The sequence below is a fragment of the Acidobacteriota bacterium genome (genome assembly GCA_016196035.1).
Taxonomy (GTDB): domain Bacteria; phylum Acidobacteriota; class Blastocatellia; order RBC074; family RBC074; genus JACPYM01.
On record JACPYM010000022.1, the window covers coordinates 197,432 to 218,785 of the forward strand.

General features: G+C 57.3%; 13 protein-coding genes. 4 read left to right on the top strand and 9 right to left on the bottom strand.

Annotation, left to right across the window (positions count from 1 at the left end; genetic code table 11):
* Window positions 1-41: 41 nt before the first annotated feature.
* The 6 genes from HY011_07850 to HY011_07875 form a co-directional block, all read right to left on the bottom strand.
* Window positions 42-3,425, bottom strand: coding sequence for a TonB-dependent receptor (locus HY011_07850; GenBank protein MBI3422838.1), 3,384 nt, complete (start codon window positions 3,423-3,425; stop codon window positions 42-44).
* Window positions 3,426-3,443: 18 nt separating this feature from the next.
* A complete protein-coding gene (locus HY011_07855) occupies window positions 3,444-4,418 on the bottom strand; it encodes an MBL fold metallo-hydrolase (protein ID MBI3422839.1) in 975 nt (324 codons plus the stop codon).
* Window positions 4,418-4,828, bottom strand: a complete 411-nt coding sequence (locus HY011_07860; GenBank protein MBI3422840.1) for a hypothetical protein — start codon at window positions 4,826-4,828, stop codon at window positions 4,418-4,420. The genes HY011_07855 and HY011_07860 overlap by 1 nt, the downstream gene beginning before the upstream one ends.
* A gap of 24 nt (window positions 4,829-4,852) precedes the next feature.
* The gene (locus tag HY011_07865; GenBank protein MBI3422841.1) at window positions 4,853-7,750 is read right to left on the bottom strand and encodes a carboxypeptidase regulatory-like domain-containing protein; all 2,898 of its coding nucleotides are present in this window, start codon (window positions 7,748-7,750) and stop codon (window positions 4,853-4,855) included.
* A 21-nt stretch (window positions 7,751-7,771) separates the two neighbouring features.
* Window positions 7,772-9,670 (bottom strand): hypothetical protein, encoded by a 1,899-nt coding sequence (locus HY011_07870; GenBank protein MBI3422842.1) that lies wholly within the window; start codon window positions 9,668-9,670, stop codon window positions 7,772-7,774.
* A gap of 82 nt (window positions 9,671-9,752) precedes the next feature.
* Complete coding sequence (locus HY011_07875; GenBank protein MBI3422843.1) at window positions 9,753-11,933, bottom strand: beta-galactosidase trimerization domain-containing protein; 2,181 nt, start codon at window positions 11,931-11,933, stop codon at window positions 9,753-9,755.
* Between the two features lie 248 nt (window positions 11,934-12,181).
* Here HY011_07875 and HY011_07880 point away from each other — a divergent pair, with 248 nt between their 5' ends.
* Together HY011_07880 and HY011_07885 are read left to right on the top strand one after the other, a co-directional pair.
* Window positions 12,182-14,386 (top strand): PD40 domain-containing protein, encoded by a 2,205-nt coding sequence (locus tag HY011_07880; GenBank protein ID MBI3422844.1) that lies wholly within the window; start codon window positions 12,182-12,184, stop codon window positions 14,384-14,386.
* A gap of 42 nt (window positions 14,387-14,428) precedes the next feature.
* The gene (locus HY011_07885; protein ID MBI3422845.1) at window positions 14,429-15,745 is read left to right on the top strand and encodes a DUF4147 domain-containing protein; all 1,317 of its coding nucleotides are present in this window, start codon (window positions 14,429-14,431) and stop codon (window positions 15,743-15,745) included.
* Between the two features lie 128 nt (window positions 15,746-15,873).
* Here HY011_07885 and HY011_07890 read toward each other — a convergent pair whose 3' ends face one another.
* A complete protein-coding gene (locus HY011_07890; GenBank protein ID MBI3422846.1) occupies window positions 15,874-16,827 on the bottom strand; it encodes an OmpA family protein in 954 nt (317 codons plus the stop codon).
* A gap of 190 nt (window positions 16,828-17,017) precedes the next feature.
* Here HY011_07890 and HY011_07895 point away from each other — a divergent pair, with 190 nt between their 5' ends.
* Window positions 17,018-17,803, top strand: a complete 786-nt coding sequence (locus HY011_07895) for an AraC family transcriptional regulator (protein ID MBI3422847.1) — start codon at window positions 17,018-17,020, stop codon at window positions 17,801-17,803.
* A gap of 86 nt (window positions 17,804-17,889) precedes the next feature.
* Window positions 17,890-18,894 carry a hypothetical protein gene (locus tag HY011_07900; protein ID MBI3422848.1) on the top strand — a complete coding sequence of 335 codons (1,005 nt, stop codon included), beginning with the start codon at window positions 17,890-17,892 and terminating at the stop codon, window positions 18,892-18,894.
* 16 nt (window positions 18,895-18,910) lie between these two features.
* Here HY011_07900 and HY011_07905 read toward each other — a convergent pair whose 3' ends face one another.
* Together HY011_07905 and HY011_07910 are read right to left on the bottom strand one after the other, a co-directional pair.
* Complete coding sequence (locus HY011_07905) at window positions 18,911-20,659, bottom strand: glutamine--tRNA ligase/YqeY domain fusion protein (protein ID MBI3422849.1); 1,749 nt, start codon at window positions 20,657-20,659, stop codon at window positions 18,911-18,913.
* Between the two features lie 472 nt (window positions 20,660-21,131).
* Window positions 21,132-21,354: VCBS repeat-containing protein (locus HY011_07910; GenBank protein MBI3422850.1), on the bottom strand; the 223-nt coding region annotated here is incomplete at its 5' end.

The window sequence follows — 21,354 nt, forward strand, 5'->3', positions numbered from 1 at the left end:
TTATTTCCGGCTGTTCCGTAATCTCTCTTCCACGTTCAGCGTTAGAACACCAGCTTCAAGCCAAACTGTATCTGCCGCCCCGTTGCCGAAGACGCCGTGAGCTTGCCGAAATTTGGATTGCCAATCGTAAGCGCCGGACTGGCCGCACTCGGCAAAAAGAAACTGGGTGTGTTGGTCAGATTGAATACTTCTGTACGGAATTGCAGCCGCATCTTCTCACGCAACGAGAAAACACGGAAGACCGAGAAGTCTACGTTGTTCGTGCTTGGCCCACGCCCGGCGCGCCGCGCCAGCGTGCCGAATTTCGTCAACGCCACGCCTTTGGCATTCGTCACGGTGCCCGGTTCGGCAAACGCCGCCGGATTGAAGTAGCCATCCGGGCCGCCTTTGGGCAGATACAACGATTGCCCCAACACTAGGTCAGGCACGCTGAATGTCGCGAACAACTGATTGGTCGCGGCGACGCGCGAGCTGCGAATATCGGTCGGGAAACCGCTTTGGCTGACAAAGATGCCATTGAGTTGCCAGCCGCCGAGCAAGGCACGCGCAACGGCGTTTTCGCTCGCAAACGGCTTGCCTTTGCCGAAGGGCAATTCATAGCCGCTGCTCACAACAAACACGTATGGCAAATCCATCGCCGAGACGGATTTCTCTTTGCGCAAATTCCAACTGTCGAGCGGATTGGTCGTGCCGCCGTTTTGCGCCATCGCGCTGTTACCGCCCGAACCGCTTTCGAGGTTCTTCGACCAGGTGTAATTCACCAGGAAGTTCAACCCGTAACTCAACCGCTTCTCGGCGCGCAGATTCAGCGCGTGGTAATGGTTGTTGCCCATCGCCGAATCCATCACGACCTGATTGCCGACGTTGGGGAACAGGCGGTCGGCTTGCGAGGTGAAGCCCGCCAGCGCGCGTTCCCACGGGATTTGATTCAAATTCACGCGCGTCGTCAGTCGCGTGCCGCGCGTCGCCGCGTAAGCCGCTTCCAACAACGTGTCTTTCGTCAGTTGATATTGCAGGCCCAAATTCCACTGATAGAGTTGCGCCGGGCGGCTGTTGGTGAAATCCGCCGTGCGAATCAGCAGGCCCAGGCTGTTGGTCGGCGTGAAGGTACTCAAGTCCGCCGTCGCCGGGCCGACTTGAATCGGCGTGCTGATCGTCATCGGCGGCGTCACCGTCGCGTTCGCGCTCACCGTGGGCGTAATCACTGCGGGCGCATTCGGCGGATTGGAGCCGAAGACCGTCGTTTGCTGATTGGGCGAACGCTGGCCGTAAAACACGCCCGCGCCGCCGCGCACCGTCAGGCGGCTCGACCAGTTGTACGCAAAGCCAAAGCGCGGCGCGAAGTTCTTGTTGAAAGGCTCCACGATGGCGCGCGAATAGCCATTCTGGCCCGGCACCACAAACTTGCCCGTGCGCGTATCGAACAGCGAACCGCGATCACGGGCGTCCGTCGGTTGCGCGAACCGTTCGTAACGCACACCCAGATTCAGTGTCAGCTTGCTGTTCACTTTCCAATCGTCCTGAAAGTACGCGCCGAAATAGCTGTCGCGCATGCGCGCCCAATCCAGCAATTGCGTGCCGGTGACCTGCGACGGGTACCCCAGCAAAAAATCAGCCAACGGATTGCCTGAACCGGCATCGCCTGACGAGGAACTGAAGATCGAACCGAACACGGTTTGCCCGCCGCCGAAATTCACATCGAACTGGCGGCGGCGCACGTCCATACCCATTTTGAAAGTGTGGCTGACCTTGCGCCACGTCAGGTCGTCGGACGCCTGATAGTTATTCTCGATATTCAAATTCGGCCCGCCCGAACCCAGCGCCGTGAACGAATTCGAGCCGCTGGTCAACCCCGACGGCGAAAAGACGATGTTCGGAAACATGCGAATCGGGAACGGATAGACCGCAATGTTGTTGGTCTCGGCGAATTTCAGCCCGTCGTCAATGCCCGCGACCTTAAAGCTGCCATTGTGGCGCGAATACCCGATACGCGCTTCGTTGACGATGTTTGGCGAGAAGACGTGCGTGTCGTTGATCGTCGTGTGCACCGAGTTATTCAAATTATCGGTGCCGCCGCCGATGAAGCCGGTGAAGTTGCCTGGATTCACGCTGGTTTGCAGCGCGCGCGAGTACCGGCCAAAGATCGTGTTCTTGTCGTTGATTTGATGGTCTACGCGAATGTCGTATTGGTTGCTGTCGAAGGGTTGCGAACCCAGGAACAGATAGTTCGCCGCTTGCGCGCCCGCCGCGCCGAAATTCGGTTCGGGCAAAAGCTTGAGCGTCGCGACCGCGCCCGGGTTGAGCAGGTTCGTAGGAATAATGTTGTTGGGGAACGGATCGGCGACGACACGACCGTTGACCAAACGGCGTGTGCGCGGATCATAAATCTTGCGATTGAAGGCCGAGAAATCGCCGTTGCGGAATGCTGTGGGCGGCACGTCCTTCAAGCTCGAAGACGCGCTCGTGCGGCGGCGCAACCCTTCATAATCCACAAAGAAAAACGTCTTGCCATGCCCGTCGTAAGCCTTCGGGACCCACACCGGGCCGCCGAAAGTAGCCCCGAATTGATTCTGTTTAAACGGCGAACGTTTGGCTTTCTGCCCCACTGGTTGCGGCGCGGCGTTGGTGAAAAAGTTATTCGCGTCGAATTTCTCGTTGCGCAGAAACTCCCACGCCGTGCCGTGATATTGATTCGTGCCCGACTTGGTCGTCGCGCTGATGATCGTGCCAGCCGAACGGCCAAACTCCGCACTGTAATTGTTGGTTTTGACTTTGAATTCAGCGACTGCATCAACCGAGGGTATGTAGTTGATGCCGCTCACGCCGATGCCGCCGCCGGTGGACATCGTGTTGTTATCCACGCCATCGAGCAACACGTCGTTGTTCTGCCAACGTCCGCCGCCGCCGATGAACGGCAGATTCGAGGCGACGCCTTTGACCGGCGCGGTGAAACCGGTGAGCAAGCCCAACGCGAACGGATTGCGTCCATTCAACGGCAGGTCAATGATTTTCTTGTTATCAATCACCTGCCCCAGCGATGACGTAGAGCTATCCAGCAACGGCGCGGCAGCGGTGACCTCAATGGATTGCTCGACTGCGCCCGGTTGCAAAGCGGCGGACAGATTGAGGGTTTGGTCTACGGCGAGAATGATGCCGGTGAAGGTGCGGCCTTGAAAGCCGGTCGCCGTCACCGTGATCGAATATTCACCCGGTCGCAAATTGGGCGCGAGGAATTGGCCGCGCTCATCGCTGACGGTTTCGCGCGACACGGACGTAGCCGTTTGCGTGACTTTTACTTTTGCGCCTGCAATCACGGCATCATTGGCGTCGCGGACAGTGCCGGTGATCGTGCCGGAAGAAACTTGCGCGAAGGCTGCGAAGCTGCAAGCCACCAGGAAAACAAGACTACGAAGTAGCGGTTTCATAACGAAGAACTCCTGATTTCATTTCGAGGTTAGTTGCGCGTATGCGTCCGACACCTGACGCGGCAGCCGGTCAGGGCTGATCCAGTTTTTCACTGACGCAGGCAGTTGGACGGTGGTTTGCAAGTTTCCCAGCATAAATTTGGGGTCTTTGTTGGGGTCGGTGAAAACCAACTCCTCCAGTTTTTTGCCCCGCTTGATTTCGTTTTGGACGGCTTTTTGTAATTCCGTGAAGAACAGCATTTGTCCGGTGAACAACTCTGCGCCGCCGGGGCGTCCGTGACCGGGCAGGACGTGTTTGGCTCCTAATGCTTTGGCTTTCGTCAGCACGCTATTCCAGTTGCGCAGGTTGCTGTTACCGACGAAATTGAAACCGCCATTCGCCAGCGCATCGCCCGTGCAAAGCACTTTTTCTTTCGGCAGAAACACAAAACCATCGCCGCGCGTATGCGCCCAGCCGAAATGATGCATCTCGACGCGCCGCTGGCCGTCATCCAGCACAAAAGGCTTGTCATCGAAGGTTTGCATCGGCGGTTCGGCGGCGGGCGGCGTCATTGCGGCTACGTCTTTGCGCCATTTGGCGGCGTTGTTGTAATTGGTTGGCTCATAGCGTTTCAACTCGTCAGCGATGCCGATGTGCCCGACCGTTGTCGCCCCCGCCTTGCGCCATTCGGCAGCGCCATACAAGTGATCGCCGTGATGATGCGTGATGAACACATATTTGACGGGCTTGGGCGAAACCGTTTTGGCGGCGGCCATAATCAATTGCGCGCCGCTCGGATAATTAGCGTCTACGATGACCAGATAATCTTTCATCTCGATGATGATCGAGTTGGGATTGCCCATCTCATCGGGCCTGCCCGGATTGCGTGAAATCGGTTCGCCTTCGCGGAACCAGACACCGGACGCGATTTTTTCGAGCTTGCCCGCTTGCGCGTGCGCGACCGAGGCCAACGCAACCAAGACGCTGATTGCAACGAAGATTTTCTTTTTCATCAGAACCTCAGCTTCAAACCGAATTCGAGCGAACGTCCCGGCCCCGAAGCATTGACCGAACCGAAGCCATTCGTCGGATTGCCGCTGGCGTCAAAACTGACGTTCGTATTCAGCCCCGTGAAATCGGTGTGATTGAACGTATTGAAGGACTCCGCGCGGAATTGCAGGCTCGTCTTTTCGCGCAACACGAAATTTTTGACTAGGCTGATGTCCCAATTCTGGAAGCCCGGGCCGCGCAAAATGTTTCTGCCGCTCGTGCCGAATTTGCCTGCGGTCATTTGCGCGACGGGCAGGAACGCCGCCGTGTTGTACCAACGCGCCGGCGTGCGATTGCCGCTCGCCAGATTCGGATCGCCGATCACCGACGCACGCGACGAGGCTGCGCCTACGCGGGCGATGTCGGAAGGCACCGTCACCGTGAAGGGGAAACCGGCCTACGCCGTCGTGATGCCTGAAATTTCCCAGCCGCCGAGGGCCGTGCGCAAAAACGGATTGCCGCTCTTCTGGAAGAAAGGCACAGCGTAAACGTAATTGACGGAAAGGATCTGCGGCACATCAATGCCCGCCAGCGCCAAGTTGTAACTGTCGAGCGGCGTGTTGCCGCCGATGTTGCCTGCCGCCGTCGTGCCTTGCCCGATCTTATCCATCGTCTTTGAGAACGTATAAGACACGCCGAATGACAGGCCGTTCGTGAAACGCCGATTGAGCGACGTTTGCAAACTGTTGTAATTCGACGTGTCGCTCAGGTCGCGCAGATTGATGTCGGCGTAACCCAGAAACGGGCGCACCGAGTTCACGTTCGCGGTGTTGTTGAGCAACGTGCCTTCGGGCAATTGATTGAGGTTGCGTGTGAAGGGCAAGTGGCGCGCGACATTGCCGACGTAACTCACGTTCAAGATCATCGCGCCAGGCAATTCTTTCTCAATGCCCAAGTTGTATGAAGTGACGCTCGGCGCTTTGCCGGTTTCTGAAATCGCACTGATCGTCGAGGCAAAGCGCGTCGCCGTGCCGCCCGCCGGATTGTCTATGTTGCCGTTGAAGATGCTCGCCGCATTGATGAACGGCGCGTTCTGCGAATAGGCGGAAAGGTTCGAGCCGAGCCGATCATAAAAGATGCCGAAGCCGCCGCGCACCGCCAGCTTGCCGTTGCCGAAGACGTCGTAAGCAAAGCCCAGGCGCGGCCCCCAGTTGTTCCAGTTCGTCGTGGAACCGCCCGTCGGCAAGCCGCGAAACAGGCGTTGCAACGAACTGTCGCTGACTTGCGGCAGACGGCCTTGCGCAAACTTGGGAAAGCCCTCACCGAGAATGACGATGCCGTTATAAATGTCGCCGGTTCCCACCGTGATCGCGCCATTCGTGCGACTGACTGTCACAGCGTTCGCGGCACTGTAAAAACGCGGCGAGAAGCTGGAGATATTGCCCTGTGCATTGATCGCCCACGGCAGAATGTTGTAGCGCAAGCCCACGTCCACCGTCAGCCGCCGCGACGCGCGCCATTTGTCCTGCGCATAAAATTCGGAGGTCGAATAACGCGAATAGTAATAAGTGTCCGCTTCGGTTTCGGTGTAGCTCTGAAAATTGCCGAGCAACACATCGGCGATGACGTTGCGCGTCGAGTTCGCCGCCGAAGTGTTGAAGGTGACCGAGCCTTCGTCGCGCACGTTGGTGTTTTCGTTCTGGCGCACACGTCCGATGAGCGCGCCAAATTTGAAAGTATGCGCGCCCGCGACTTTGGCGAAATCGTCGCGCACCTGAATGTTGCCGTTGCCGTGTTGCAAGCGGTCGCCCGCGTTGTAGTTGGCAAAACCCGCGATGACGACTGCAGGGCCGACGGCGGAACGATTGGCCGGGTAGAGTTCGGGATAAGTCACGCCGGTCGCAGAACGTTTGAGCGAGGTCAAATCAGGCACGCCGTTGATGCGCGCGTGCGAAACGCTGACGCTGGCGAAGTTCGTCATCGTCGGCGACAGCACCGATTGCACGCTCAGCGTATTCAACGAGCCGGGCCGATCCCGCCGATTCGGCACGATGGGCAACACGTTCGTCGGCCCCGGCGCGCTGCGATACGGAAACAACAAGTCCCACTTGTCGAAGGCGAAGCGGTGCGAAATTTGGTTGTTGGTGTTGAGGTGATAATCAATGCGCCCAAGCTCCTGCCTGAAGTCCGTCGTCGTCATCCCTGCGCCGCCGAAGTTGCCGCCTGGCCCGGCGAAAGTGGGCAGCGGATACGGCTTCAGCAAGCCGGGGCCGTTGCGTGAAAAGCGCGTGGTCGGAATGATATTGTTCAGAAACGCCTGCCCCGTCGTCGGATCAATCGGTTTGACGGCGGAGTTTTGAAAGTTTTGAAAGTTGCCGTTGCGCTCGGCTTCGGTCGGTACGACGGCGACGGAGACTTGCCCTTGCCGCACGTACTTCCATTCCTGACTGTAAAAGAAAAATAGCTTGTCGCGGCCTGTATTGAATTTGTTCGGAATGAACACCGGCCCGCCCAGCGTGAAGCCGAAATCATTGAAGCGCAGCGGCAATTTTTTCGCGGTAAAGAACGACCGCGCATCCAGCACATCGTTACGAATAAATTCAAACGCCGTGCCGTGAAAATCGCGCGTTCCGCTTTTGGTCACGAGGTTGATGACGCTGCCCGCACGTCCGCCGAATTCCGCCGCAAAGCTCGACGTATCGAGTTTGACTTCGGCAATCGCATCCAGGTTCGGATTTACGACCGTGTTGGAATTCGCGCCGTTGTTCATGTTTTCTGCGCCGTCCAACAAAAAGTAATTCGACCCCGAACGCACGCCGTTCACTGCTTGCGTATTCGTCGCCAGTTGCGGATTGAAAACGTTTAGCGTCGTCGCCGCCGCGCCCGGCGCGAGCCGCAACAACTGAATGTATTCGCGGCCATTCAACGCAAGCTGATTGACCTGTTGTTCGGTAACCACCGTGCTGACGCTGCCCGACGTAGTTTCGACCTGCTGCGTCGCGGCGGTGATATCTACTGATTCGCTGACTTCGCCGGGCGTCAATTGAAACGTCAGCGAACGCGTGCCCGCCGCATCGAGCTTGACGCTATTCTGATTGCTGGCCTTGAAGCCACGCCCTTCGACGCGGATGTTGTATGTGCCCGCTTCCAACGCGGGAAAAACGAACGCGCCCGAATCATCAGAGGTCGCCTGTCGCTTTACGCCCGTCGCGGCATTCGTCGCCGTCACCGAAGCGCCCACCACCGCCGCGCCGGAAGCGTCTTCAACGAGGCCGGAGATACGGCCAAAATTCGATTGCGCCGAGCAGACGACCGCCAGCAGCAAGCTTAGCAACACGGAAGAAAACAGTTTCATAGCAACCTCCTCTTTGGTTGGTTATTCAAGCACGACCACTTCGTAATCCTTGAGTTGCGGCAGCGTGAATTCGGCGTAACCGTTTTTCACGTTGACCGCCAGCGTTCCCGGCGTGCGCAAAGTCTTCGCCGTTTTGAATGCGCCGGCGATTTGCAACTGAATGTCGCTCATCGGAATCGGCGCGAAATAACCGGTGGACGAATGCCCGCTCACATTCACCAGATGCAACAGCGTGCGTCCGTTTTGTTTCATCAACGTCATCTCAACCAACGGATGCGCATTCGTTTTGATCTGGCGCGGCACATTCAATTTGTTGAAGACATCGCGGAACAAGCCCGCGTGCGAAGTCAGGCTGTGGCGGTAATACATCCCGCCCAGATTCCACGGAATCCACGCGACAGTTCCCTTGCCCAGCGGCTTGAACACGATGGCCGCCGTGTCGGTGTCTTTCATATCAATGTGGATGAATTCCGGCGGGCCGAACATCGAAGGCGGCACGAGCGACAGCAAGGGTTTCGCACTGTCGCGCACTTCGGTGAAGGCTCCGTTGAGCATCAACAGATCGGTGTCTTTCAGCGAAGGAAACGCCGCGTGATCGCGCACGCGCACGTAGCCGCGAATTTCGGGAATCGTTTTGACGACGGGCGCGACTTCAAATTCCGGCGGGTTCGCGCTGACGATCAATACGCGCCCACCGTTCTCGGCGTATTGCTTCAACGCAGCAGGCGTCCAATCGGCGGCAATCACCAAATCGAATTCGCGCTTGCCGAGCCAGTCGGTGTTGTCGGCGACGGCGAAAGGAATGTGTTCTTCGGTCAGCAAGCGAAACAGACCGCGATAAGGCTCCGCGTGAAAATCGCGGCCTGAACCTGGAGGCGCGCCCATCAGCAATACGCGCGCGGCGCTGGTTTGCTTGACGTAATACTGTTCATTCGCCGCCACCCAGCGAAAGATCGGTTTTGAAGTTTCAAGCACCTGCCGATCCTGTTGCTCAAACGTGCCGTTCATCTCAAACGTCAGCGCGCCGCCGTGCGCAATGTTCTGCCACGAACGCAACGCGATCTCGCCGCGCGGCACGGTCGCAAAGCGCCACCAGAAATCTACGAATTGCATGTTCAGGTCTACGGACATTTTGGTCGGCTGGCTGTTGCGCGCGCGATTGACGTTGTCGCTCGCCGTATAAGGCCACAACGGCAGCGGACGCGCGACGGCTGTATTCGATTCCGACATAATGCCGTCGGTGTATTCCTGAATGTAATTGAAATAGCCCGCGTTGGGACGCGTGGCGTGAATCAGCTTGCCGATGTCGGCGGCGACTTCACGCGACGAGGTGAACATGAATTTGCGATAGTCGTCGCCGGCTTCCTTGGGAATGTCTTTGCCAAATTCTTTGCGGTATTTCGCTTTGCACACGTCGCAATGGCACAAGCCCACATAGTTGCCGCTGTAATCGCGCGCCTGATTGCCGAATGCATTGAAGAACAGACCGTCTACGTCGTATTTCTCTAAGCCTTCGGCGAGGATTTTCATGGCCTGATCGCGGTAATAGCCGCCGTTGATACAAACCGAATACAAGCCGTTATAAATCACGGGCGCGCCATTGGCCTGGCGGAAGAACCATTCGGGATGCGCGTCGAATACGTCTTTGCGCGTTTTGCTCAGGTCGTAACGGCCTACGACGCGGACGTGGCGCGCGTGGCATTCGCGCAAGACATCGCCAAACATATCGCGTCCGGCGGGCATATCAGGGCTGGGATAGTGATAGGCGACGTTCGTCGGGTAATACGAAACGATGCCGCCCATTCCCATCAGCACGACATTGGCGCGCATGTCGGCGAGTTGTTCGGCGAGGTGTTTGGCATCGAGCGTCGCATCCACTTGCCGCAAATTGTTTTGCACCCAGCGAATCGGTTCGCGCATCCACCAACCTTCTTGAGCTTGAGCAAAAGCAGTCAGCAGAGCGAGCAGAGAAAGCGTTTTGATGAATTGTTTTTTCATACGTTTAGGCAAGATCGAGCGCCACGACCTCATGCAACTCGATTGATGGCACGGTCACAGTCACCGCATCACCTGTTTGCCGCCAGTTGGGCGTTGCGCCGCTGACGAGGAAATGCGCCTTGCTGACGCGGCGTCCATCAGGTATGTGAATGCGCACCTGTTGCGCCGACAGCGGAATGATTTCGCGGATCGGCCCTTTCATCATCATCGGATTCGTCAGGTTCACGAGATGCGCGGCGATGGAACTTTTCTGCATCCACAACGACACATCCAACACACCGCGTCCTTTGACGGTCAGCGGCTGCTCTTCCTGATGCACCCACACGACGGCGTTTTGCAAAAGTTTGAGATGGTCTGCCGCCAACACTTCCCAGAAGGTGCGATCAAGATCGAAGGGAAAATATACGACGCGGCCTTTGCCAATTTGCCGCGCAAACACCGCAGGCGTATCAGTACGCGGCACGCGCGCCCACACCTGTTCCATCGGCAAATCGGGATAAGAAGGCACGAGCGTCAGCGGCGCATAGGCTTTCGCATGTGCTTTGACGTGTACCCAATTTGTCCCATTAATAATTCGCGTAGCGTCTTCCAGCCCACGCACGATTGGATGAAACGCGCCGGTCTGTGGGTCTTTGTCTACATTGAGGTAAGAGTTGCGAATGTTCTGTTCGACGCGGCCATCGAACGAAGCGCCGAACAATTCCGCCAAGCCGAAATCCTTGCGCCGCTTGCCCCACTCGTCATAGAGCGAAGTCTCATGCGTAGCGATCAGATTGCCGCCGCTTTCAACAAACGCCTTGAGTTGCGCACATTGCTTGTCAGACAGCGCGGCGATGTTTGGCAGAATCAACGTGCGATAGGGCTTCAACCGTTCGGCCTCCATCAACTGGTCATGCACCATGTCGAACGGCACGCGCGCTTCGACCAGGGCTTGATAAAAACCGAGCGCGTGGTCTTCGACTTTGGCGCGCGCCTGTTCGCCGCCGTAAAACGAAGCGGTTTGCTGGGAATAAACCATTGCCACGCGCGCCAATGACTTTTCGTTGCGCAGGTATTTTTCGTTGCGGTAATGCCAGCCGTATAAATCTTCGACGACTTTCAGCCAACGCTTATCAATCACCTTGCCGTTGAATTTCGTGAACCACGGACGCAGGTTGTGCGCAACGCCGTCAACCACCCACAACCGAATCTCTTCGGCGTTCTGCACCGAGTCTTTCCAGCGATAAGGTTCTTCGATGCCTACACTGAAAATGCCGCCGATGGCTTTGCGCCCCATCGTCGCGCCGTATTCCTTGCCGTTCTTGCCATTCGCCCACGGCGGCATCAAGCCGCGCCGCGCCTGCCGATCAGCAAACAACGTATGCGCCAATTCGCCGATGGTTTTCATATCCAAATCGCTCAACGCGCCGCCGCCTGCGTTCGCAATGTAGCTCGCATTCGGATTGATCTTTTTGATTTCGCCGTCCCACAGCCGCCACAACTCAAACAGTCGCGCCTGCCGCCAGACGATGTATTGCCGCCGCGCTTCGTCTTGCGGATCGCCGGTGCGCGGCAAATCGAGGCCGGAATGTTTTTTGAAATTCGTCTGGCAATGCTGGCAATAACACATGCCCGAACCGTCCCAACGATTGCTGAAGATGCCGTCTATTTTGTACATCTGCATAATCTCGCGCGTGATGGCGGTCATGTGCTCGAAGTTATAAGGCCCCAAACCGCACGTGACCCAGAGCGTCGGGTCAGCCCAATGCTTGCGCGGCTTACCGTCGGCGGTGACGGCGATCCAGTCGGGATGCGCTTCATAAATCGCCTGCGTCGCCGCATGCGGGTCGGTGCGCGCGATGACGTTCATGCCTAGCTTGCGCGCGCCCGCGACCAGTTCACCGAAACAATCGCGGTCGCCGAGGAACTTGCTGCGGTAATGCAGCGGCACTTTAGTCGGGTAATAGGCTACGCAACCGCCCGCCGACAGACAGGTCGCGTCGGAATGCGTGCGCTTGAAATAGTCGAGCCAGAAAGCCGGGTCGTAATTGCCGGGGTCGTCTTCGACCAGCGTCAATTGCGCCCAGCGCATCGGACGTTCGTACCAGTCGGCGGCCAGCGGCTGCGCGGTCGCAAGCGACGGCAACACGGCGGCGGAAGCCAAAGCCAACGTAGATTGTTGAATAAATTCGCGGCGTGTATTCATAAATGGTTTTTCAGGCTTGGTGATTAGACAGCGAAAGGCGGCAGCAAACCTGACACTTAGGCTGGCAAGGATTGCTCCCCTTTCGGGCCTCATTTACTATTGGGAAAAATTTCTCCCCCAGTATTTCAGGTCAAATTTTCGCGTGTTCCAGCAAAGACTACTTTAGTTGACGGAACTTTAGCGAGACGGGCTACAAGAAGTCCTCAAGGCGCGCTCAAATCTGGCTCAAAGATATTCATCAAAGCGATATGACGCAGCAAACAAAACACTTTTACGAATTCTCGCACTTCCGCGTTGACCCGCAGGAGCGCTCACTTTTTCGTAAAGGCAAGCTGGTGGCGCTCACGCCGAAGGTGTTCGACACCTTGCTGGCGCTCGTCGAACACCGCGCCATGGTGGTCAGCCGGAATGAATTGTTGAAAGAGGTCTGGCCGGACACCTTTGTTGAAGAAGGCAATCTCACTCAGAACATTTCTATGCTGCGCAAGCTGCTGGGCGAACACCCGGACGAGCCGCAATTCATCGAGACCGTACCCCGGCGCGGCTACCGTTTCGTCGCCGACGTAACCGAAGTCGCCGGAGAGAAATTCGAGCTTCAATCACACCGCGCCGCTGACTCGACGCAACCGCACGCACTGCCCGTTTACCCAGAGGTTGAACCTCCCGCACTTACGCGCAAGTCCAGGCTTGGCTGGGCTGCCTTGCTGGCTTTAGGCATCGCTGGAATCGCCTTTGCGGCTTACCAGTGGATGACGCCGAAACCGACTGCGCATCGGCCACTGGCGGTCAATCGGCTCACCTATACCGGCAAAGTCGCACACGTCGCCATTTCGCCCGACGGAAAATACGTCGCGCAGGCCGTAGCGGAAGGCGGCAACCAAAGCTTGTGGCTGCGGCAAACAGCTGCGCCCAGCGAAATCGAAATCGTCCCGCCTGCCGAAGCCGCTTATCTCAGCCTCACATTTTCAGCCGATGGCAATTTTTTATATTTCGTGCGCGGGCATCAGGACGTTTCCGGCGAAGGAAGTTTCAGCGAGCGCGGAACGTTGTTTAAGATGCCGGTGCTGGGCAAAAACGAAAAGAAGCTGCTCGATAACGTAGACGGCCACCTCTCGCTTTCGCCCGATGGCGCGTGGCTGGCGTTTGTGCGCCAAACGCCCAAGCAAGGCAAGTCCGCGCTGATGCTGGCCAAAACAGACGGCAGCGAAGAGAAAGAACTCGCGCTCCGCAAATTCCCCGACAACTTTTTGCCCGGCGGCCCGGCCTGGTCGCCCGACGGAAAAGTCATCGCCTGTTCAACCAATAACTTTTCGGCGGAAACACCTTATCGCGGCATCGTCGGCATCCGCGTGGCTGATGGAGTCGAAACGCCCATCGGTTCAAAACACTGGTACGGTGCGACGCGACGGCTGGCGTGGCTGGCCGACGGCAGCGGCTTGTTGGTCTTGGGGTCGGAATATAGTCGCGGCTTGAATCAAATTTGGCGGCTTTCTTATTCTGCCAACGAAGCGCAAAAAGCAGCGCAAAAAATCACCAACGATCTGAACGATTACACCGATTTGAGTATGACCGCTGACGCGCAAACGATGGCGGTCGTCAGCGCCAACCGTGGCGTCAACCTCTGGGTAGCGCCTGCTAACGAAGCCACTCGCGCCAAAGCCATCACTTCCGGCTCAGGCCGCGAAGACGGCGTGCGCGGTCTGGCGTGGACGCCTGACGGCCGCATCGTCTATCGCTCGATGTCGGGCGAAGCGCCGCAAATATGGATCATGAATGCCGACGGCATGGGCGCGAAACAGCTTTCCACTGACAGCGCAGAGCATTTCGATCCGACGGTCTCGCCGGATGGTAAAGTCCTCGTATGGAGTTCCAGCGCCGCTGGCCGTCGCAATCTCTGGCAGATGAATTTGGATGGCAGCAATCCGCGAAAAGTCACCAACGGCAACAATGAATGGCACCCTGAATTTTCGCCAGACGGCCAATGGCTGATTTTTACGACGATGGTCTATTCGCTGGCAAAGGTTCCCGTCAACAGCGGCCCAATAGTGCGCTTGACGAACGGCTTATCGTGGCGCTCGGCCATTTCACCAGACGGCCAATGGATTGCTTACAACCGGTTGGACGAAGCGAATGGATATTGGCAAATCGGCGTCATCCCGTTTGAAAGCTCGGCGGAACAAGAACCATCACCTAAAATTTTCAACGCCCCCAGCGCCTCGGTTTTTCGCGCCTTGCGCTGGACGGTAGACGGCAAGGAAATCGCCTATCCCGTTACTGTCGGGAATGTTTCCAACCTCTGGAGCCAACCGTTGGCAGGCGGCCCGCCGCGCCAATTGACCAACTTCAACGATCAACTCATCTTTGATTTCGCCTGGTCACGAGACGGAAGACAACTTGCGTTGTCACGGGGCATCGTCAATCGCGACGTAGTCATAATCAGCAATTTCCGCTAGGATGCCTGTCCTGACAACGAGCCTATTTGCAGGGAGCCCAACATGAATCTTCGCACCATTGCGGCGGATATTTTCGCGCGCGCGCTGGCGGCTATCGAAACCGAAGCCGTTATCAACCACGCCTTGCAACGCGATGGCGACACGCTGCACGTCTGCGGTAACGAAGTGCAACTGCATCAATTCGCGCGCCTCTTGGTGGTGGCCATTGGCAAAGCCGCGCTGCCGATGGCGCGGGCTGCCGAACGTTCTTTGGGCGACCGCATCACCGAGGGCCTCGTGGCGACCAACGCCGTGACCGGCGCAGTGCCCCAACGCTTTCAGGTCTTCACCGGCGGCCATCCCCTGCCCAACCAAGGCAGCCTGGACGCCGCTGCCGCCGCGTTAAAACTGCTGCGCGCGGCAAATGACGAAAAGACCTTGGTGCTGTTTTTGATTTCGGGCGGCGGCTCGGCGGTCTTTGAAAAACCGGTCAACGATTCGATGACGCTGGACGATTTGCAAACCATCAATCGCGTGCTGGTCGGCTGTGGCGCGGTCATCAATGAGATGAACCTCGTGCGGCGCTTTCTGTCTGCCGTGAAAGGCGGGCGCTTGGCGGAAGCGGCCTGCAAAGCGCGGCAGATTTCGCTCTACATTTCGGATGTGAATAGCGACGATTTGGCAACGGTGTCTTCCGGCCCAACCTTGCCCAGCACCGCGACCCGCACCGATTTTGACCGCGTCATCGCCAAATACGATCTGCTCAGCAAGTTTCCGCCGCACGTCACCGCGCTGATTACCTCGGGCGATTTGCCTGAAATGCCGCCGATGATGATGACTGGCGCACGCGCACACCACCTCTTGCTGGACAATCGCGTCGCCCTGCGCCACGCCCGGCAAATCGCCGAGCAGTCGCATCAATGCGTGGTTGAAATTGCGGATGACTTGATCGAAGGCGAGGTTGAGGAAATGGCCATGATTCATCTGGCGCGGCTACAGGCCTTACACATCGCCCATCCTGGCAGAACCGTCTGCTTGCTCTCCGGCGGCGAAGTCATCTGCCCGGTGCGCGGCAATGGACAGGGCGGACGCAATCAGGAATTCGTCTTGCGCGCGGCGTTGCAATTGAACAAGCACAGCGCCTTAACATCCGTTGCCATTCTCAGCGCAGGCACCGACGGCATTGACGGCCACAGCCCCGCCGCAGGCGCTATTGCCGACGAAACGACGCGGCTGCGCGGCCAACAACATCAACTCTCGCCAGCGATGTATTTGCAAAACAGCGATTCGTACAATTTCTTTGCCGCACTTGGCGATGCGATCATGACCGGCCCGACCGGCAACAACGTGCGGGATTTGCGCATTCTGCTAGCGCGTTAATTGAGGCGGACTTGGCCACAGAGGTACGCAGTCACCGAGAGAAAACGAGAAAGGTTCAGCACAAGCTTCTCTCTCTAATTTTTTCTCTGTGACTCCGTGCCTCTGTGGCCAACGCTCTTGTTTCGCAGTTATTGCCTTGGCGTCGAGGTCGCCGATTGCGTTTGGCCCAAGCCACGATTGAGCAGGATTTTGACTTCCACCCGCCGGTTTTGCGCGCGGCCCGCGGCAGTGGTGTTGTCGGCCACGGCGTCCGCTTTGCCGTAACCCATCGGCGTAATAAACCGGCGCACCGGAATTTTGTGCGTGATCGTCAGGTATTGCACCACCACCTCGGCGCGCTCGCGGCTGAGTTGAAAATTCTTGGCCGCAGCACCGGACGAATCGGTGTGGCCCGCCACTTCGATCATAAACCCCTTGGCACTGAGCGCCTTTTGCGCCAAAGCATCGAGTTGCTGTTTGGCCTCAGGCGAAAGCAGCGCGCTGTTGACTTTGAAATTGACGGTGACCGTTTGATCCACGTCGAAATCATCGAGCGCCGAGATGCGTTCGTTGGCGACGCGCACTTCCTTTTTCGCCTCTTCGGCCACGGCGTAAAGCTCATCCATCTGGCCCGACATGCGCTCCTGATTCGCCTCTACGGGATTGACGCGCGTGTCGGTCGTAACGGCGGCGCGCATATCCGCATCCTTAAACCGCACCTTGTCGGCCACGAGTTGCCCCTGCGCATCGCCGCGCCCTTCGACTTCGACAATCAGCCCGCGCAGGATGTCGGTGACCGCGTATTTCTTGCCGAAGCGCAGGAACCCGCCATAGGTTTTGATGCTCGTGTTGTCAGTCAACAGCACCTGGTAATCCTTGCGGTTGCGATCCCGGATCGTAAACGTATCGGCATCACGGCTGATGACCACACCCTTAAAATTCAGCTTCGCACCATTCGGCACGGGCTGTGTGCTAAGCGTTTTTTGTGGCGCAGGTTGGAGCCTTACGTTTTGCCCAACCACCAGCGAAGTCGTAACCAACAACAACGCCCAACTCGCCACAAGCGTGACGGCCCGCCCTTGCGTTCTTCCATTCACGTGCATAGTTACCTCCGTCTATTCCAATAAAAACTGCAATAGACAATTCCGAACATCGTTTCATCTGGGGGAAACTAGATTGACTGGGGGAAAGAGCGAGAAAATCGTACTCAACCCTGGCACAATAAGCAACGAACCTTTACGGTAAAATTCAGAGTTTGATTATCACTATCTAGTGCTCGCTTAAAAGAACTCCATGCGCAGTTACAACTATCTGCCCAGCGCACCGCTCAATGATTTCATTGCATCATTCTGGCACCTCGAAGACTGGAACCTTCCACACCAGCATGAGCGCGTATTGCCCACCGGAACGATGGAGTTGGTCATTGATCTCAACCCTGCGCACTCAGCGACGCAGACACCTTTACTGAGCGGCATTTTTTCTCAACCCAGCACGATTGGAATCGCTCCTCAGACCACGATGATCGGCGTAAATTTCAAACCCGGCGGCGCCGGGCCTTTTTTACGCGTGCCGGGCGCCGAGTTACACAATCAACGTATCTTGCTGAATGAGTTTTGGGGCCCGGAGGCAGCGTTTTTGCGCGAGCGTCTTTTGATGCTGCCCAGCGTCGAGGCTCGCTTTGCCGTACTCGAACAAAACCTGCTCGCCAAATTTGATCAGGCGTGGCGGCTACATCCGGCAGTGGCTTTTGCCTTACGCGAGTTTCAACGCGCCGATCAACAGCCTGCTGTCGCCGAAGTGACTGAACAAACCGGCTATAGTAATCGCCATTTCATTCAACTCTTCCACGAACAGGTAGGATTGACGCCCAAGCTCTTTTGCCGTGTGCAGCGATTTCAGCAAACGCTGTCTGCGCTTAACACTGCCCGTCCAATTGATTGGGCTGAACTCGCCATCACGCTGAGCTATTTCGATCAGGCACATCTCATCAACGAATTCCGGGCTTTTGCCGGGTTAAGCCCGACAGCTTGGTTGGCGCGACGGGGCGAAAACCCAAATCACTTGCCGCTGTTTGATTGAGGTCATTTTTTTCCAAGACAGCACACGCTTGCGCTCGCCAGAATGCGGCTTTCCACTCTCAACCCGTAAGAAGGAGCACAACAGCAATGAAAACTTCGGACAATCTCGCGCCACTTGTTTTTGGCATCTATCCCGGCGGCGGGGCAGGCTCCGATGAAGGTGAAATCACGGGGCCACCCGATGATCCAGCGCAGATCGAAGCCGCGCTGCGCTTGCTGCAAGGCCAGGTTCAGCCGTTCATCATCCGTGCCTACGAACGCCACAGCGACGCCGAGGCGCCCTCGCCGTGGTCAGCGCGCACGCCGGATCGTTATGAGCAATACTTGCATGCTGGCCGCCAGCTCGATCTGGTCGTGATGTTTCAATCGGCGCGGGGCGATGTAGCGGGCTACCTGGAATTTGTTCGGGCGCTAATCCGCCAGCACGGCCAGCATTTGTATTCCATCCAAATCACCGAAGAAGCCAATTTCACCGATGGCCCCACAGCCATTGATGGCCCCTGGCCCAACGTGCGCGAAGCGTTGGTGCAAGGCGTAATAGCGGCGAAAGAGGAATTGCGCATACTGGGTGGCAACGCGCGCGTGGGATTCAATTCGACGCCAACCTTTGGGCCAGCAGCGGAATTCTGGACAAGCATCGGCGCGCTCGGTGGTCAGCCGTTTCTCAACGCGCTCGATTATGTTGGTTTGGATTTCTTTCCCGATGTCTTTCGCCGGGTGGCGCCGGATGGAGAGCCCGGCGATTTGGCGACGGCCACGCTGGCTGTACTCGAAACACTGCGGAATGTCTGGCTACCAGCGGCGGGCATCCCGCCCACGCTGCCGATTCACATCACGGAACACGGCTGGGCGACTGATCCAACGCGCCCGCCAGCACGGCAAAATGAAGTGGTCGAGCAAGTCATACGTATCGTCCACGAGGCGCGCCAGCGTTTGCACATTGCCCGTTACTCGCTGTTCGGACTGCGCGACACCGACAGCAGCAAACCGAATTTCTTTTATCAATTTGGCTTGCTGCGGGACGACTACACACCAAAACCTGCTTTTCAGACCTATGCTCGGCTGATTGCGGAGTTGAGCGGTGCAGCGTAGACGTAACCGCTAAAGGTTATTGCTTCGCCCGCTGCTCGATCTTCGCCCACGCATCCCGCAATCCAATCGTCCGGTTGAACACCAGTTTGCCGGACGCGGAATCGGTGTCTACGCAAAAGTAACCCAGGCGTTCAAACTGATAGCGCGTGCCCGGCACAGCCTCTTGCAACCCCGGCTCGACCTTGCTGGCGATGACTTCCAACGAGTTCGGATTCAGATTGGCGGTAAAGTCCTGGCCTTCGGCGACGTCTTCAGGGTCTTCTTTGGCAAAGAGCGTTTCGTAAAGGCGAACCTCGGCGTCTATAGCGTGCGCGGCGCTGACCCAGTGAATGGTGGCTTTGACCTTGCGGCTGCTGTTGACGCCGCCGCTGCGGGTTTCGGGATCGTAACTGCAATGCAATTCGACGATGTTGCCATCAGCGTCTTTGACGACGTTCTCGCATTTGATGATGTAACCGTAGCGCAAGCGCGCTTCCTTGCCCGGCGAGAGACGATAGAACTTGGGCGGCGGCACTTCGCGGAAGTCGTCCTGCTCGATGTAAAGCACCTTGGAAAACGGAATCTTGCGTGAACCAGCGCTGGCGTCTTCAGGGTTATTGACGGCGTCCATCTCTTCGACTTGATCGTCGGGATAATTCGTCAGCACGACTTTCAACGGCTTGAGCACGGCCATTACGCGCAGCGCGTGCTTGTTCAAATCCTCGCGGACGTAATACTCAAGCTGCTGAAGCTGCGTGATGCCGTTCGTTTTAGACACGCCGAGGCTGGCGCAGAAATTGCGAATCGCTTCGGGCGTGTAACCGCGCCGCCGCATCCCCGTCAGCGTGGGCATGCGTGGATCGTCCCAGCCGTTGACCAGTCCTTCCTGCACCAGCCGCAGCAGCTTGCGCTTGCTCATCACGGTGTAGGTCAGGCTGAGCCGGTCGAATTCAAATTGCTGGGATGGGAAGATGCCGAGCTGTTCGATAAACCAGTTATACAGCGGGCGATTGTTGTCGAATTCGAGCGTGCAGATCGAATGCGTGACCTGCTCAATCGAATCGGATTGACCGTGCGCCCAGTCGTACATCGGATAGATGCACCAGGTGTCGCCGGTGCGGTGATGATGCATGTGCAGAATGCGGTACATCACTGGGTCGCGGAAGTTCGGGTTCGGCGAGGCCATATCAATTTTCGCGCGCAACGTCCGCGTACCGTCCGGGAACTCTCCGTTTTTCATGCGCGCGAACAAATCAAGATTCTCTTCAACTGAACGATTGCGATAGGGGCTTTCCTTGCCCGGTTCGGTCAGCGTGCCACGATGTTCGCGGATTTCGTCCGCCGTCAGGTCGTCCACATACGCCTTGCCGTCCTTGATCAGTTGCACGGCCCAGTCATAAAGCTGTTGGAAGTAGTCGGAAGCATAAAACAAGCCGTCCCAATGGAAGCCCAGCCATTGCACGTCTTCCATAATGGCGTCTACGTACTCGGTTTCTTCTTTGGTGGGATTGGTGTCGTCGAAACGCAGATTCGTCTTGCCGCCGAATTCATCGGCCAGCCCGAAATCGAGGCAGATGGCCTTGGCGTGGCCGATGTGCAAATAGCCGTTCGGTTCGGGCGGGAAGCGCGTTTGCACGCGCCCACCGTGTTTGCCGGATGCGAGGTCTTGCAGAATGATGTCGCGAATAAAATTCGACCGGCCTGCCGTTTCACCGACTGCTTCAACTACTGTTTCCGTGGGCGCATCAGCAGATGGCGCACCGGATTTAGCTTCCAACGAATTCATTTGGTTGTGTGATCTCCTCTAAGAATACTTTTCAGAATGGGGCGTGAAGCTAGGCGGGTTCTGACGCCGGGGTAGTTGGCCTAGCGCAGCAGCGCCAGCAGGTCTGCCATAAACAATCAAAGCCTGTTCCGAAAGTGCGGTAACGAACACGCACTATAATCAATCGCTTCGCGCATCGGCAAGCAGCGGGCTTTTGGGTAGCGTCCTAAAGTTGTGTTGCCAGCGAGTGCAAGCTTTTTCCCACGAAGCCACACGAAGAAAACACGAAGAACGCCAAGCATCTTCGTGTTTTCTTCGTGTGGCTTCGTGGGAAAAACAGCTTTGTTTTAGGCAGCAACACAGGAATAGGACACAACCGCTTTTTGCGTTGTAATCGCGCGGCGCTGACAGACCAATTGAATGAAACAGGCGGCCCGGATGCTCCTGTTGCCGCCTGTTTCATTCAATTGATTTGAAGCGTTACGCGCGCTGCTCAACGCGGTTTGGCCCCGACCGGCACATCGCCGTTTTGCCCCAGCAAACGCTGCTGCGCCACTTGCGCGCGACTATTGAGGATGTACCAGGTGTGGTCAGCGGCGCGCCACACCGCCAGATCAGCCCGGCCATCGCCGTCGTAATCGCCCGCGCCCGCCTGATCGTTCAGCGTGCCCCATTGCACGATCCGGTAAGCCTGCGTCGCGCTTTGCCAGAGGTAC